This window comes from Sellimonas catena (assembly GCF_027924685.1).
GTDB classification, from domain to species: Bacteria; Bacillota; Clostridia; order Lachnospirales; family Lachnospiraceae; genus Sellimonas; species Sellimonas catena.
This window is the reverse complement of sequence record NZ_BSBO01000006.1, coordinates 13,167-27,952: the sequence shown is the minus strand read 5'-3', so window position 1 is coordinate 27,952 and position 14,786 is coordinate 13,167. Positions and strand designations below refer to the sequence as shown.

14 protein-coding genes and 2 pseudogenes are annotated in these 14,786 nt (G+C 47.3%); 14 read left to right on the top strand and 2 right to left on the bottom strand.

Annotated elements, in window-relative coordinates:
- The first annotated feature begins 60 nt into the window (after positions 1–60).
- From Selli1_RS04105 to truA, 4 genes are all read left to right on the top strand, one after another.
- Positions 61–318, top strand: a complete 258-nt coding sequence (locus tag Selli1_RS04105; protein ID WP_281872377.1) for a PRC-barrel domain-containing protein — start codon at positions 61–63, stop codon at positions 316–318.
- 76 nt (positions 319–394) lie between these two features.
- The gene (gene nrdR, locus Selli1_RS04100) at positions 395–850 is read left to right on the top strand and encodes a transcriptional regulator NrdR (RefSeq protein WP_087168175.1); all 456 of its coding nucleotides are present in this window, start codon (positions 395–397) and stop codon (positions 848–850) included.
- Between the two features lie 160 nt (positions 851–1,010).
- Positions 1,011–1,574 (top strand): TetR/AcrR family transcriptional regulator, encoded by a 564-nt coding sequence (locus Selli1_RS04095; RefSeq protein WP_087168099.1) that lies wholly within the window; start codon positions 1,011–1,013, stop codon positions 1,572–1,574.
- Positions 1,571–2,320, top strand: coding sequence for a tRNA pseudouridine(38-40) synthase TruA (truA, locus tag Selli1_RS04090; protein WP_087252456.1), 750 nt, complete (start codon positions 1,571–1,573; stop codon positions 2,318–2,320). Before Selli1_RS04095 ends, truA begins: the two co-directional genes overlap by 4 nt.
- A gap of 42 nt (positions 2,321–2,362) precedes the next feature.
- Here the strand turns inward: truA and Selli1_RS04085 are convergent, their stop codons facing one another.
- Positions 2,363–2,806 (bottom strand): GNAT family N-acetyltransferase, encoded by a 444-nt coding sequence (locus Selli1_RS04085; RefSeq protein ID WP_281872376.1) that lies wholly within the window; start codon positions 2,804–2,806, stop codon positions 2,363–2,365.
- A 117-nt stretch (positions 2,807–2,923) separates the two neighbouring features.
- Here Selli1_RS04085 and Selli1_RS04080 point away from each other — a divergent pair, with 117 nt between their 5' ends.
- From Selli1_RS04080 to Selli1_RS04065, 4 genes are read left to right on the top strand one after another with little or no spacing between them, the layout of a single operon-like run.
- On the top strand, positions 2,924–3,679 hold the full coding sequence (locus tag Selli1_RS04080) for an exodeoxyribonuclease III (RefSeq protein WP_281872375.1): 756 nt from the start codon (positions 2,924–2,926) through the stop codon (positions 3,677–3,679).
- 9 nt (positions 3,680–3,688) lie between these two features.
- Positions 3,689–5,446 carry a tetratricopeptide repeat protein gene (locus Selli1_RS04075; RefSeq protein WP_281872374.1) on the top strand — a complete coding sequence of 586 codons (1,758 nt, stop codon included), beginning with the start codon at positions 3,689–3,691 and terminating at the stop codon, positions 5,444–5,446.
- Positions 5,421–6,035: a DUF4125 family protein gene (locus tag Selli1_RS04070; RefSeq protein ID WP_207670222.1), complete on the top strand. Its 615-nt coding sequence runs from the start codon at positions 5,421–5,423 to the stop codon at positions 6,033–6,035. The genes Selli1_RS04075 and Selli1_RS04070 overlap by 26 nt, the downstream gene beginning before the upstream one ends.
- Positions 6,036–6,076: 41 nt before the next feature.
- Positions 6,077–6,607: an isochorismatase family protein gene (locus Selli1_RS04065; RefSeq protein WP_281872373.1), complete on the top strand. Its 531-nt coding sequence runs from the start codon at positions 6,077–6,079 to the stop codon at positions 6,605–6,607.
- Between the two features lie 86 nt (positions 6,608–6,693).
- Here the strand turns inward: Selli1_RS04065 and Selli1_RS18650 are convergent.
- Positions 6,694–6,819 (bottom strand): annotated as a pseudogene (locus Selli1_RS18650) (LacI family DNA-binding transcriptional regulator); the annotation flags it as partial.
- A gap of 16 nt (positions 6,820–6,835) precedes the next feature.
- Between Selli1_RS18650 and Selli1_RS04055 the strand changes: the two are divergent.
- The 6 genes and pseudogenes from Selli1_RS04055 to Selli1_RS04035 form a co-directional block, all read left to right on the top strand.
- Positions 6,836–7,708, top strand: a pseudogene (locus Selli1_RS04055) (carbohydrate ABC transporter permease); the annotation flags it as partial.
- 3 nt (positions 7,709–7,711) lie between these two features.
- Entirely contained in the window at positions 7,712–8,587 is an 876-nt protein-coding gene (locus Selli1_RS04050) for a sugar ABC transporter permease (RefSeq protein ID WP_281872372.1), read from the top strand.
- Positions 8,588–8,617: 30 nt separating this feature from the next.
- Entirely contained in the window at positions 8,618–8,764 is a 147-nt protein-coding gene (locus Selli1_RS18285; protein ID WP_330677475.1) for a hypothetical protein, read from the top strand.
- On the top strand, positions 8,749–10,554 hold the full coding sequence (gene pulA / locus Selli1_RS04045) for a type I pullulanase (protein ID WP_330677473.1): 1,806 nt from the start codon (positions 8,749–8,751) through the stop codon (positions 10,552–10,554). The genes Selli1_RS18285 and pulA overlap by 16 nt, the downstream gene beginning before the upstream one ends.
- 10 nt (positions 10,555–10,564) lie before the next feature.
- Positions 10,565–12,493 (top strand): amylo-alpha-1,6-glucosidase, encoded by a 1,929-nt coding sequence (locus tag Selli1_RS04040; protein WP_087168091.1) that lies wholly within the window; start codon positions 10,565–10,567, stop codon positions 12,491–12,493.
- Between the two features lie 26 nt (positions 12,494–12,519).
- Positions 12,520–14,778, top strand: coding sequence for a glycogen/starch/alpha-glucan phosphorylase (locus Selli1_RS04035; protein ID WP_281872371.1), 2,259 nt, complete (start codon positions 12,520–12,522; stop codon positions 14,776–14,778).
- Positions 14,779–14,786 lie beyond the last annotated feature (8 nt).

The window sequence follows — 14,786 nt, the reverse complement described above, 5'->3', positions numbered from 1 at the left end:
GTCCATAAAGACAACGGACGTTCTGCGCCGCAGGATTCCGGGTAACGGGAGGGGAATAAAATGAGGCTTTGTGATCTGAGAGAAAAAGAGGTCATCAATACGGTGAACTGCAGAAGACTTGGCTGTGTGGCGGATCTGGTGGTGGATATGAAAAAAGGTTGTATTCAGGCGATTGTCGTACCGGGACCTGGAAGACTGGGAGGATTGTTTGGATATGACAGTGAATATGTGATTCCATTCGAATGTATCTGTAAAGTGGGACCGGATATCATACTGGTTGATATCTGTGAGGAAAAATTCCTGTGTGAGTGCAGATAAAACGGAGAATATGTTGACCGCCTAAAATGGTAATGGTATACTGATACCAGATTTTGGAGAAAGGATGGTACATGAGATGAAATGTCCATACTGCGGCAATCCGGATACAAGAGTGATTGATTCCCGCCCTGCTGAGGATGGATCTTCAATACGCAGGCGACGCTCCTGCGATTCCTGTGGAAAGCGGTTTACGACCTACGAGAAAGTAGAGACAATCCCTCTGATTGTCATTAAAAAGGACAATAACAGAGAGCAGTACGACCGGGAAAAGATCGAAAAGGGCATTCTTCAGGCGTGCTATAAAAGACCGGTTCCGGCTGAAGTGATTGAAAAGACGGTTGAGCAGATCGAGAATGAGATTTTCAATCGCGAGGAAAAAGAGATTCCGAGCAAGGTGATCGGTGAGATTGTTATGAGAAGACTCAAAGATCTGGATGAGGTTGCCTATGTGCGCTTCGCATCTGTTTATCGTGAATTTAAGGACGTCAATACGTTCATGGAAGAATTGAAAAGTATACTGGATAAAAAATAGGAGGATCCGAAAGGATTCTCCTGTTTGCGTTATGGGAAGAGTGTGAGCAGCAACATCCAATGACATAAATTACGGAAAATACTTGACGAAAAAAGAAAACACTCTTATAATAACTAATGTTATATAACGTATGATATTAAAAAGAAGGGAGGAACTTTTCATGCCGCCGAAAAAGAGAATTACAAAGGAACTGATTTTGCAGAAGGCATTTGAGATCATTCACGAGGAAGGTATTGAAAGCCTGAATGCCAGATATCTCGCGAAACAGCTGAACTGCTCTACAATGCCGATTTTTCAGTCTTTTCAGGATATGAATGAACTGAAAGCGGAGGTAAAGCTCAGAATCGACGAGTACTATACTGAGTTTATCAATCAATATATTGATAAGGCAGACTATCTGTTTACGATCAGCTTTGCCTATATCAATTTTGCCAGAAAAGAGCGGAATTTCTTTGGAGCCTTGTTTGTAAATCCGCTTCTTGGTTCACGTACAGTTCAGGAGGTCATTGATTCTCCGTGGAACCGGGAGACAATCGAGTGTACAGCCGAACAGTTTAAAATTTCCATTCAAGAAAGCGAAGGCTTGTACCGGGATGTCCGTTTTTATGCCCACGGAATTGCGACGCAGCTTTATGGAGGGAACATGAGACTTTCTGAGGAGGAAATTCAGACACTTCTCAGAAATGTGATGGAGAAGTTCTTGAAAGGAGAGGCAAGGATATGAGAACGTATAAACTGACGATCTCCTATGACGGTACCCGTTACCAGGGATGGCAGCGGCAGCCGGGAGCAGAGAATACGATCCAGAATGTGATAGAAGATGCCATTTGCAAATTGACCGGATATGAAGTGAAAATCCAGGGATCCGGGAGAACGGATGCCGGAGTCCACGCCAGAGGACAGGTGGCAAGCCTGAGGCTTTCAGGGAAAGTGGAGGAAAGAGAATTCTTAAGAAAACTCAATGCAGGTCTTCCGGAGGACATTCGGATCCGCAGCATGGAACTGGTCCCGAATACCTTTCACGGACGCCGGAGCGCCAAAGGGAAATGTTACGAATATCATGTAGACTTGCGGGAAAAGCAGCAGGTATTTTCCAGAAGGTATACGTGTCATTATCCGGAAGAACTGGATATTGAGGAAATGGAACGGGCCGCAGGATATCTGCTCGGAAGACATGATTTTTCCAGTTTTACCGACCGGAAAGATGAGAAGGGCTGCACGAGGCGGATCGATGAGATCCAGATAGAAAAAAGAGGAGACTCCCTTTGTATGTCCTTTCGGGGAAACGGATTTATGTACCATATGGTGCGGATTCTAAGCGGGACTCTTCTGGAAGTGGGAAGCGGAAAGAAGAGTGCCAGGGACATACCGGAGATTCTGAAAGCGAAAAGCCGGGCCTGCGCCGGATTTCTGGCTCCGGCACAGGGACTGTTTTTAAAAGAAGTTTATTATCAGGAAGAACAGAGATAATGGGAAGGAGGCTCATGCCGCACGGCAGGATCCTCCTGTGTTTTACAGTTCTTTTTTCAAATAGACCATATCCACGAGTTGAATTCCGCATTCGAAAATCGGATGGTCGTAGTTGGCGGTAAAGAAGTTTTTCACCCGGTGAGACTCGGTGAAGCCGCATTTTTTATAAAACGGAACAGTCAGCGGGCTGTCTCCGGTTCCGACATACATGGTATGATACTTTCCGGAATAAAGTCCGCAGACATAATCGATCATCTTCCTGCCATATCCAGATCCCTGACAATGTTCGTAAACCGCGATATTTTTCAGCTCGCAGGTGCCGTCATCACTGCATGTCACGACACAGACGCCTTTGAGATCTTCATCATAAAGCGCATACATGTCGCCGGCTTCCAGATAACGGTCAATCATGCTTTCCTGCTCATCTGCAAGCAGAAGCAGATCCAGAAACTGCTTTTTGTTTTCTGTGATTTTTTTGATTCTCATGATAACTTTCCTTTCCTGACAGAAGTAGTTATAGTTTACCACATGGATTCATGGTATACTAGTCTGGTAATGATGAATTTAAAATGAAAATCAGATAAGATACAGGAGGAAAGTTACATGAAGTTTATATCATGGAATGTAAATGGAATCCGCGCATGTGTGCAGAAAGGATTTCTGGATTTCTTTCAGGAGGCGGATGCAGATATTTTCTGTATTCAGGAGACAAAGATGCAGGAGGGACAGTTGGATCTGGAGCTTCCGGGATATCATCAGTACTGGAACTATGCGGTACGGAAAGGATACTCAGGAACTGCTATTTTTACGAAACGGGAGCCGGTTGCGGTACAGTACGGCATCGGCATCGAAGAGCACGATCAGGAAGGGCGTGTGATTACTCTGGAGTTTGAGGACTTTTATTTTGTCACGGTTTATACACCGAATTCCCAGAGTGAACTTGCAAGACTGGATTACCGGATGCAATGGGAGACGGATTTTCTTGCATATTTGAAGCGCCTGGAAGAGAAAAAACCGGTTGTTTTCTGCGGAGACCTGAACGTCGCAGCCGAAGAGATTGACCTTAAGAACCCGAAGACCAACCGGAAAAATGCCGGATTTACCGATGAAGAGCGGGACAAATTCCGGACGCTGAAAGCTGCTGGCTTTATCGATACTTTCCGGTATTTTTATCCGGATCAGGAAGGAATTTATTCCTGGTGGTCCTACCGGTTCAGCGCAAGAAAGAAGAACGCAGGGTGGCGTATTGACTACTTCGTAGTGTCAGAAGCGTTGAAAGACCGTCTGGAAGATGCGAAGATTCTGACGGAGGTCATGGGAAGCGATCACTGTCCGGTGGAACTGGATATGAAAGGATAGGAAGAAGCGATGTTTGATCTACAGCGATTTTTAGAAGGACTGGATCTGCTCTATGCATCCGGGAAAGGCCGTGAAGCAGAAGGGTACCTGAAACGGGGACTGAAAGAGGCGGCATCCTGTGGAGATGACGGAGCGATCCTTGCAATTTTGAATGAACTGATGGGATATTACCGGGCGGCAGGAAGGTATGAGGAATGTCTGCTCTGCACCAGACAGGCCATGGAGCTTGCGGACGAGCTGGGGCTTGACGGGACGATGCAGTATGGTACGATGCTGTTAAATGCCGCGACGGGATATCGTGCCGCGGGAAAATATCAGGAAGCGGAAACGCTTTATGCGCAGGCATATGAAATTTACCGGAGACATATTATGGGGCCGGACTACCATATGGCATCGCTTCATAATAATCTGAGTCTTCTGTACAGTGAAACGGGACGTCTGAAAGAGGCGAAACGGGAGCTGGAGCGGGCAATGGAGATTGTCAGAAAGCTGGATGATGCAGACGTAGAAGTGGCAATTACCTATACGAACCTGGGAAATCTCTGTTTCCAGATGAACGAGACGGCCGAAGGAAAAGCGCATATGGAACAGGCAGTCCGGATTTTTGAAAAGATGCCGGACGGGAAGGATTCTCACTATGCGTCAGCGTTGTCCGGACTTGGCGAAGCGTATTTCCATGAAGGAAATCTGGAGGCATCTCAGGCATGCTATCAGAAAGCCCTGGATGAAATTTTCCGGTTCTACGGTGAAAATGAGTACTATCAGGTGACAAAACGGAATCTGGAAATTGTCTCGGATCTGCTGAGAAGACGGCAGGCGGCCGAGAAGAGCCAGATGAAAGGTCTGGAACTTGCAAAAGCTTATTATGAGGAATATGGAAAAACGATGATCGAAGAGCAGTTCCCGGAGTATGCCGGGCGGATTGCGGCCGGGCTTGTAGGAGAAGGCTCGGAATGTCTGGGGTACGACGATGCCTGGTCCACGGATCACGATTTCGGTCCGGGATTTTGTCTGTGGCTGACGAAAAAAGACTATCGGAAAATCGGGCAGAAGTTGCAGGAAGCCTATGACGCACTGCCAAAAGAATTTATGGGCTATGCGGTAAGAAATACAACGGAGCAGGGAAAGCGGCGTGTCGGTGTCTTTGAGATAGGGACCTTTTTCCGGAATCTGACCGGATATAAAAAAGCACCGAAGGAAGACAAAGACTGGCTTTCCATTTCTCAGGAATCTCTGCGGACCGCAGTAAGCGGCGAGATCTTTGATGATCCGCTCGGGAAATTTACGAAGAGAAGAGCGGCATTTTCCGCGGAACCGGAGAGTGCCCGCTTGAAACGGCTCTATGTTTCACTTGGAAAAATGGCTCAGGCGGGACAGTATAATTTCCCGCGTGCCAAAAAGAGAAATGCTCTTGGAGCTATGTATTTTTCCCTGTCAGAGTTCCTTTCTGCGGCGGTGGAGACGGCATATCTTCTGAACAAAACCTACATGCCGTTTTACAAATGGAAAATGAAAGGTATGGAAGAATTCCAACGGATTCCGGAGATCCGGGTGCTTCTGGAAGAACTGATGGAAAAAGAGACGACAGATAAAGATATAGAAGAGAAAATCGAACAGATCTGCCGGATTGTGGCAGGCGAGTTGAAAGAGCAGGGGATTTCCGACAGGGAAGATGATTTCCTGGAAGCCCACAAGGCATCCGTGCTGGAAAAGCTGATGGAAATAGAAAAGGACAAGGGACATGATGGACAAAAACCAGTTGATTAAAGAGATTGTGGAAATGGAATGGCAGCAGTTCCAGAATGTTCACAATGAGGGAGGCAGGGCCTCCTGCCAGGATGACAAAGAGACCTTTGAGATTATGAGAAACAGCCAGTTCCTTGTGTGGAATGAGGAAGTATTGAAGAGTTATCTTGCGGATCTTCAGGATGCATGGGCGGACGGCTGGAATCTGCTGACGGAAAAGTACGCCAGAATGATGGAAAGTACAGCGCCAAAAGAATATGAAGCTTTCCGGGATATTCTTCCAAAGCGAAGTGAAGAACGGATTTGTCTGCAGGAAGAACTGATCCGGCAGGAAATTGCGTGGGCGGAGGACTTTGCCCGGAGATATCCGAAGCTTGGCAGTACTGGAAGAAAGATCCATACCTCGGAAGACACACCATGGGATACTTCCCAGGAGACTTATTTAAGAGGTGAAATTGGCACCTTTTCGGACCGGACCATCAAACTGTATGCACGGATGATTCGGGAGATGGCCGAAAAAGGGGAAAACCTGACGGAGAAGAATCTCGGATTCATGGTCCGTTTCTATGGATACCAGTCTCTGGAAGAAGCGGAGCAAATGCAAAAATAACAAATAGAACCATAAAGACAGAAGAAAAGGAGACAGAGCAGATGTTGATGAAACGGGAAGATATGGCGGCAGTAGCGGTAGACTATCAGGAACGGCTCATGCCGGTCATGCATGAAAAAGAAGAGCTGCTGGCACATTCAGTGATCCTCCTGAAAGGACTTAGAGAACTCGGAATTCCGATTTATGTAACCCAGCAGTATACAAGAGGACTTGGAATGACAGTGCCGGAGATTACAGAAGCGGCAGGAACCGGTGACTATCTGGAAAAGATCAGCTACAGTGCGGCTGAGGAAGTCATTCCGAAACTTGGAGAGAAGCGCACGGTAATTATCTGTGGAATCGAATCACACATCTGCGTGCTGCAGACGGTGATCGATCTGAAGGCAAAAGGATATACGCCGGTTCTGGTGACGGACTGCATTTCCAGCAGAAAGCCGCGGGATATGGAGATGGCTCTGGAGCGGGCAAAGATGGAAGGTGCCGTTCTGACCACCTACGAAGCGCTGCTGTTTGAGATTCTTGGAAAAGCAGGAACGCCGGAGGCAAAAAAAATACAAAAACTGATTAAATAAACAACGATGCTTTTGGCAGACTGAAAAACTCCCCGCAGAAATGCATGGTACATAGTAGTACGGTGATTTCTGTGAGGAGTTTTTTGTTAGAAGTTCTTTTCCGATGCCTTTCCTGTAGAATTTCTCACCATCAGCTTTGCGTGAAGCAGCAGCGTTCCGATGGAAACATCGTTCATCAGGCTGTCCAGTGCATAGTAGCCGCATTTTCCGACGATGATCTTTATCGGTGCGCTGACGATTCTGCCGTTGATCTTTATGATCTGTATGGCATTTACGAACTACAGTAAAATCGACAATCATCTGATGCTGTTTGACTGGGTGGGACTTGACAACTTCAAAGCGCTGTTTGATTCCAGCAGTATCCTGGGAAGCACGTTCTGGTCTGTACTTGGATGGACACTTGTGTGGGCGTTCTTCGCAACATTCAGCAACTATATTTTCGGTATGATTCTTTCTATTGTAATCAACCGGAAAGATACAAAGGCAAAGGGATTCTGGAGATTCTGCTTCGTACTCTCCTGTGCGGTTCCGATGTTCGTTTCTCTTCTGATTATGAGAACGATGCTTCAGCCGGAAGGCGCGGTCAATGTCCTGCTTCGTAATCTGGGACTGATTGCGCAGGATGCAAGCCTCCCGTTCTTTACGGATCCAACGTGGGCAAGAGTAACGGTTATTGTAATCAATATCTGGGTTGGTGTACCATATACACTGCTTCAGCTGACCGGAGTCCTTCAGAATATTCCGGGTGAGCTTTACGAGGCCGCCAGAGTGGACGGCGCCAATGCAGTGCAGATCTTCTTTAAGATCACACTTCCGTACATGCTGTATGTGACGACACCATACCTGATTACAACATTTACAGGAAACGTCAACAACTTCAACGTTATCTACCTGTTGTCGGGAGGAGATCCGGTTACCAATCTGGAATCCACGGCAGGAAGCACTGACCTGCTTGTAACATGGCTGTACAAACTGACTGTAGACAAACAGTACTACAACATCGGTGCGGTTATCGGTATCCTGACATTTATCATTCTGGCGATTGCGGCGCTCCTTACTTACCGCAACAGTAAATCATATAAAGAAGAAGGGGGATTCTAGATCATGGCTGCGAAAACAAAAGTACGCTCAGCTAAAAAGAGACGTTTTATCAATAATACGATCGTTCATGTCGTACTTGCCATACTGGCGTTTATCTGGGTATTCCCGATTATCTGGGTAATACTGACGAGCTTCCGGGCGGAAAAAGGATCCTATGTTTCCACCTTCTTCCCGCAAAGCTTCACACTTGACAACTATGTGAAACTGTTTACGGATACATCAATCCTGAACTTTCCGCAGATGTTCATGAACACGCTGTTCATCGCAGTATGTTCCTGTATCTTATCTACCTTTTATGTTCTGGCAGTTTCCTACTGTCTGTCCAGACTGAAATTTAAACTGCGGAAACCATACATGAACATGGCGATGATTCTTGGTCTGTTTCCTGGATTCATGTCAGTGATTGCGGTGTACTTCATCCTGAAGGCAATTGGCCTTACAGAAGGCAATCTGATCAAACTGGCTTTGATCCTGTGTTATTCAGGAGGAGCGGGCTTAAGCTTCCAGATCGCAAAAGGATTCTTTGATACGGTTCCGATTGCGGTGGACGAGGCGGCGCTTCTCGATGGATGTACAAGGTGGCAGATTTTTACGAAGATTACACTGCCGCTTAGTAAACCGATCGTTATTTACACGGTACTGACATCTTTCATGTCACCATGGCTGGATTTCATTTTCGCAAAGGTAATCTGCCGTGCAAACTCCGACCAGTATACAGTTGCGATCGGACTTTGGAATATGCTTCAGAAAGAATATATTGACAGCTGGTACACAAGTTTCGCTGCAGGAGCGGTGTTGATTTCAATTCCGATCGCGATCCTCTTCCTGTTCATGCAGAGATACTATGTGGACGGTATGTCCGGTGCTGTAAAGGGCTAAAATAATCAGATTTGAATGAGGGACAGACAGATGAGAAAGACAGCAAAAGAATGGAAAACATTTTATTCAGATCCGGAATTTGAACAGAACTATACCTATGAAGGCATGACCTCGGGGCAGCCTGCACGGAGGATGGAACTTCCATCCTCCTGTGGAGCCCGGTGGCCGAGTCTGTAACAGTCCGCTTCTATCATGATGGAGAATCAGAAGATTCATACCGGACGGAAGCGATGGTAAAAGAGGGCAAAGGTGTCTGGGCATACCGGACAAAAGAAGTGCTTCACAAAGTATACTATGATTTTGAACTTTCCATAGAGGGAAAGATGATATGCTCGGCGGATCCTTATGCGAAAGCCTGCGGGATCAACGGAAAGAGGAGCATGATTGTAGATTTAAAAAGAACAGATCCAAAAGGATGGGAGGAAGATGTTTCCCCCGCTTATCAGCAGGAACAGATTATTTATGAGCTGCATATCGGGGAATATTCCTGGGATACGTCCGGAGGATTCCCGGCAGCTTTCCGGGGGAAGTATAAGGCATTTACCTGTGAGAATACGACACTAGACCACGACGGCGTGCATCCCACGGGCTTTTCTTATATGAAGAAACTCGGTATCACCCACGTGCAGCTGATGCCGGCCTACGATTATGGATCTGTGGATGAAAGCAAGACAGAAGGGGAGTTCAACTGGGGATACGATCCGGTGAACTATAACGTTCCGGAAGGCTCCTACTCGACGGACCCAAGAAACGGAGAGGTCCGGATCAAAGAATTCAAGGAGATGATCCAGTTTCTGCATAAAAACGGGTTCCGGGTCATCATGGATGTGGTTTATAATCATACCTATTCCCTTGATGCCTGGTTCCAGAAAACGGTGCCGTGGTACTATTACCGTGTCCACGAAAACGGGGAGACCGCAAACGGTTCTGCCTGCGGGAACGATGTGGCGAGCGAGCGGAGCATGTGCGCAAACTACATTCTGGACTCCGTTCTTTACTGGGCTGAAGAATACCACATCGACGGCTTCCGGTTTGACCTGATGGGGCTTCTGGATACGGGACTGATGAACCGGATTGAGAAGGAACTTGCGCTCCGGTATGGTAAAGGGGAAAAGATGGTATTTGGAGAACCGTGGTCTGCAGATGAAACTCCGATGGAAAAACAGGCGGTTCCGGCACTGAAATGCCATGTGGACCAGCTGGATCCGCATGTAGGCTTCTTCTGTGATGATACACGGGATGCGGTAAAAGGTCATACATTCGAAGGGGAGGAGCCGGGATTTGTCAATGGGGGAGAAGGCCTGGAGGAGGAAATTCTTGCTTCCGTCCGCGCCTGGTGCGGCCCGGAATCGAAGGTGAAAGCACCTTCTCAGGTCATCACCTATGTATCTGCCCATGACAACTGGACATTGTGGGATAAACTCTCCCTGACAATCCCGAATGAGAAAGAACGGATGCAGGCCAACCGCATGGCAGCGGCCATCTACATGACCTGCCAGGGAAATCTGTTCTTCCTATCCGGAGAGGAATTTGCCCGCACGAAGGACGGACTGGAAAATTCCTACAATGCGCCGATTGAGATCAACCGGCTGGACTGGAAACGGGCTTATGAACAGTATGAACTAACAGAGTATTACAGCGGGCTGATTCATCTGAGAAAACAGCTTCCGGGACTTTGCGACAAGTCTGAGAACGCATGGAAAAGGATTCAGAACCGGTGGAAAACAGACGGAGCAGTTGGGTTTACGGTGGATAATCGAAACGAAAGAGCACCGTCAAGATGGGAAACGTTATGTATTATTTATAATAGTAGAAATGAAAAATTTGCGGTTGAGCTTCCGGAAGGAAAATGGGAAGTCCTTCTGGATGGATACAGCAGCAATCTGTGGAGAGATCCATTTGTTACAGAAGGAACGGTAAAGGTGGACAGCCACAGTGTATTAGTACTTGGACAAACAGGAAAGTGAAGACAGACTTATGAAATGGATATACGGAAAACAGGATTTTAAAACACTTTCAAGAGGACAGGAAAACTGTTATCTTCTGACAAACGGACTGGGAGGTTTTTCCTCTCTGACGATGACCGGTTCGGTTACGAGAAATGACCATGCGCTATTGATGGCATGTACGAAGGCACCGAATCATCGATACAATCTGATCCATCGTCTGAAAGAAGAGATCCGGATCGGAGAAGAGAAACAGATTCTCTCGACGCAGGAGTTTGCGGACGGGACAAAAGAAGAAGGATACCAGCATCTGTCCGCATTCTCCTTTGAGGATACTCCGGTCTGGCGCTGGGAGACAAAAGGCGTCCGGATCCGGAAAGAACTCGGGATGGCCCAGTTGGAAAATACGGTGGCAGTTGTCTATGAGATGAAAAATCAAAGCCTGTTTGATGCAGAGCTTGTCGTTACACCTTTTTTACAGTTTGTAAGAAAGGGAGAGGATCTGACGGAGGAGCAGGTGTTTGAACGAAAAGGGAATACCGTTTCTTCAGACGGATTGACTCTCTATTTCGAGACGGACGGGGAAATCCTCCCGGAGGAGCAGACAGAGACGTATTATTACAGCTATGATGCCTGCGACGGCAGAAGGGAGAGCGGAACGGCAAAAGCGGTGCTGAAGATCCGGATGCAGGTTCCGGCAGGAGAAAGAAGGACACTTTCTATCGTCTGCTCGATGGAACAAGGCAGAAATGATGCGCAGGCAGTGATTGCGGAGACAAAGAAGTACAGAAAAGCGCTGGAGGAAAAAGCCGGATTTGCGGATCCGATGGCAAAGGTTCTTGTAAAGAGTGCGGCACAGTTTGTGGCAGATCGGGAATCTACAGGAGGAAAAACGATTCTTGCAGGCTTCCCGTTCTTTGAGGACTGGGGCCGGGATACGATGATTGCTCTTCCGGGTGTTTGCATTTCAACCGGGCAGTATGAGACGGCAAAAGAGATCCTGAGGACCTTTGCAGCAAACGAGCGTGACGGTCTGATGCCGAATCTGTTCCCGGAAGGAAAGAATGAGCCGAGGTACAATACAGTGGATGCAGCTCTTTTGTTTATCAACTGTGTGTATCTGTATTATCAGGCATCGGGGGATATGGACTTTGTCAAGGAAGTCTGGCCTGTGATGGAACGGATCATCACAAAATACCGGGAGGGAACGAGACACGGCATCCGGATGGAAGAAGACGGCCTGATCCGGGCAGGAGAAGGCCTGGACCAGGTGACCTGGATGGATGTCCGGGTGGGAGAAATCCTTCCGACGCCAAGACATGGCAAACCGGTGGAGATCAATGCCTACTGGTATAATGCACTTCGGATTATGGAAATATTTGCATCTGAACTTGGATTGGAATATACTGGGTATGGGGTGCTTGCGGACAGGACACGCACTTCTTTCCGGGAACAGTTCTGGAATGAAGAGAGAGGATGCCTGAAAGATCTCGTATCCGGAACAAAGGCGGACATGCAGATCCGGTGCAACCAGATCTGGGCCGTATCCATGCCGTTTACCATGCTGGAAAAAGATCAGGAACGGCAGGTGGTGCGCACTGTCTATGAAAAACTGTACACCCCTTACGGACTGCGCACGCTGGAAGAAGGGGACGAAGAGTTCCACCCGTTTTACGGGGGAGAGATGATAGAACGTGACCTGGCATATCATCAGGGAACGGTCTGGACCTTCCCGCTTGGCGCTTATTATCTGGCATATCTGAAGGTATGCGGATACAGCGAAGAGGCGAAAGAAGAAGTCAAAGAACAGCTGGAAGTCATGGAAAGCGCCATGAGGGAGGGCTGTATCGGACAGCTTCCGGAGATTTATGACGGAGGAAATCCATCCTCGTCAAAGGGATGCTTCGCCCAGGCGTGGAGCGTAGGAGAAATTCTGCGTGTATATGAAGCAGTCAAATAAGAACACACATCGAAAGGAGAACAAAGATGGAACAGTTATTACAGGAGATGTTACAGAAAAACTATGGAAAAAGCATCAGCGATGCGTCCAATGAAGAAATTTATACAGCGCTTTTATGCATTACAAAAGAGAAAATGGCAGGAATAAAGAGGAATGAAGGAAATAAAAAACTCTATTATATTTCCGCGGAATTCCTGATTGGAAAACTGTTATCCAACAACCTGATTAACCTTGGCCTGTTTGATGAGACAAGAGAGGTACTGAAAAATCACGGCAAAGATATTACAGAAATCGAGGAGGCCGAGCTGGAGCCGTCCCTTGGAAACGGAGGACTTGGACGTCTGGCAGCATGTTTCCTGGATTCCATCGCGACACTGGGACTGCCGGGAGACGGCGTGGGCTTAAACTACCACGACGGATTGTTCCGTCAGACCTTTGTTGACAACAAGCAGAGAGAAGAGAAAAACCCGTGGATCACAGACAACAGCTGGCTGACAAAGACGGAACGCCATTTTGAAGTGCCGTTTAAAGATTTCACTCTGACTTCCACAATGTACGATATTGATGTGCCGGGTTATAAAAACGGCTGCAACAAGCTGCATCTGTTTGATCTGGATTCTGTGGACGAGTCCATCATCCATGACGGTATCCAGTTTGACAAAGAGGATATCAAGAAGAACCTGACACTCTTCCTCTATCCGGATGACAGTGACGAGGCAGGACAGCTGTTAAGAATCTATCAGCAGTATTTCATGGTCAGCAACGCGGCACAGCTGATCCTTGCAGAGGCGGAGGAAAAAGGATACAACCTCTATCAGCTGTATGATCATGTGGCAATCCAGATCAACGATACCCATCCGACGATGGTCATTCCGGAGCTGATCCGTCTCCTGATGCAGAGAGGATTTAACATGGATACCGCTGTGGATGTTGTAAGAAAAACCTGTGCGTACACGAACCACACAATTCTGGCAGAGGCACTGGAAAAATGGCCGATCCATTATCTGGAGAAGGTCGTTCCGCACCTGATGCCGATCATCCGGGATCTGGACGCACGTGTCAGAAGAGACTTCCACGATGAAAGAGTGTACATCATCGATAATCAGGACCGAGTACACATGGCACATATTGACATTCACTTTGGCTACGCAGTCAATGGAGTAGCGGCTCTTCATACCGAGATTCTGAAAGAATCCGAGTTAAAGCCGTTCTACGACATTTATCCGGAAAAATTCAACAATAAGACGAACGGAATCACGTTCCGCAGATGGCTCGTACACTGCAACCATGAGCTGTCCGATTATCTGGCAGACCTGATCGGACCGGAATTCATGGATGACGCTTCCAATCTGGAAAAGCTTCTCGCATACAAGGACGATGAGAAAGTGCTTGGTGATCTGAGAGCGATCAAGAAAAACGCAAAAACTGCCCTGAAGAATTATCTGATGCAGACACAGGGAGTGGAAATCGATGAGAATTCCATCTTTGATATCCAGATCAAACGTCTCCATGAGTACAAGAGACAGCAGATGAACGCACTGTATGCAATTTACAAATACAAAGAAATCAAGAAAGGCAATCTGCCAAAACGCCCGATTACAATGATCTTCGGTGCAAAGGCAGCGCCGGCTTATACGATTGCAAAGGATATCATCCATCTGATCCTCTGCCTGCAGAAACTGATCGAAAACGATCCGGCGGTACGTCCGTACATGCGGATTGTCATGGTAGAAAACTACAATGTTACCAAGGCGGAAAAGCTGATCCCGGCATGTGACATTTCCGAGCAGATTTCCCTTGCTTCCAAGGAAGCATCCGGAACCGGAAACATGAAATTCATGCTTAACGGTGCCGTGACACTGGGAACGGAAGATGGAGCAAACGTGGAGATTCACGAGCTGGTAGGAGATGAGAACATCTACATCTTCGGCGCAAAATCAGAAGAAGTCATCAAACTTTACGATACAGCAGGATACAACTCCGGCGAGATTTATGACAACGATCCGATGATCGAGGAGCTGGTAGACTTTATCATCAGCAAAGACCTGATCCGCATCGGTGATCCGGTGAGTCTTGCAAGACTGTACAAAGAGATTGTATCCAAAGACTGGTTCATGACCCTTCTGGATGTGAAAGATTACATTCAGACAAAAGAGCAGATGCTCGAAGATTATGAGGATGAGAAGACATGGGCAAAGAAAGCGCTTGTCAACATTGCGAAAGCCGGATTCTTCTCTTCTGACCGGACTATCCGGGAATACAATGAGGACATCTGGCATCTGTAGGCCGGATG

Bases quoted from the DNA above. Each gene is read 5' to 3' on its own strand.
- Selli1_RS04050 (WP_281872372.1), top strand. From the start codon at position 7,712: ATGGCTGCGAAAACAAAAGTACGCTCAGCTAAAAAGAGACGTTTTATC.
- Selli1_RS04070 (WP_207670222.1), top strand. From the start codon at position 5,421: ATGATGGACAAAAACCAGTTGATTAAAGAGATTGTGGAAATGGAATGG.
- Selli1_RS04080 (WP_281872375.1), top strand. From the start codon at position 2,924: ATGAAGTTTATATCATGGAATGTAAATGGAATCCGCGCATGTGTGCAG.
- nrdR (WP_087168175.1), top strand. From the start codon at position 395: ATGAAATGTCCATACTGCGGCAATCCGGATACAAGAGTGATTGATTCC.
- Selli1_RS04040 (WP_087168091.1), top strand. From the start codon at position 10,565: ATGAAATGGATATACGGAAAACAGGATTTTAAAACACTTTCAAGAGGA.
- Selli1_RS04085 (WP_281872376.1), bottom strand. From the start codon at position 2,806: ATGAGAATCAAAAAAATCACAGAAAACAAAAAGCAGTTTCTGGATCTG.
- Selli1_RS04105 (WP_281872377.1), top strand. From the start codon at position 61: ATGAGGCTTTGTGATCTGAGAGAAAAAGAGGTCATCAATACGGTGAAC.
- Selli1_RS18285 (WP_330677475.1), top strand. From the start codon at position 8,618: ATGAGAAAGACAGCAAAAGAATGGAAAACATTTTATTCAGATCCGGAA.
- Selli1_RS04095 (WP_087168099.1), top strand. From the start codon at position 1,011: ATGCCGCCGAAAAAGAGAATTACAAAGGAACTGATTTTGCAGAAGGCA.
- Selli1_RS04065 (WP_281872373.1), top strand. From the start codon at position 6,077: ATGTTGATGAAACGGGAAGATATGGCGGCAGTAGCGGTAGACTATCAG.
- Selli1_RS04035 (WP_281872371.1), top strand. From the start codon at position 12,520: ATGGAACAGTTATTACAGGAGATGTTACAGAAAAACTATGGAAAAAGC.
- truA (WP_087252456.1), top strand. From the start codon at position 1,571: ATGAGAACGTATAAACTGACGATCTCCTATGACGGTACCCGTTACCAG.
- Selli1_RS04075 (WP_281872374.1), top strand. From the start codon at position 3,689: ATGTTTGATCTACAGCGATTTTTAGAAGGACTGGATCTGCTCTATGCA.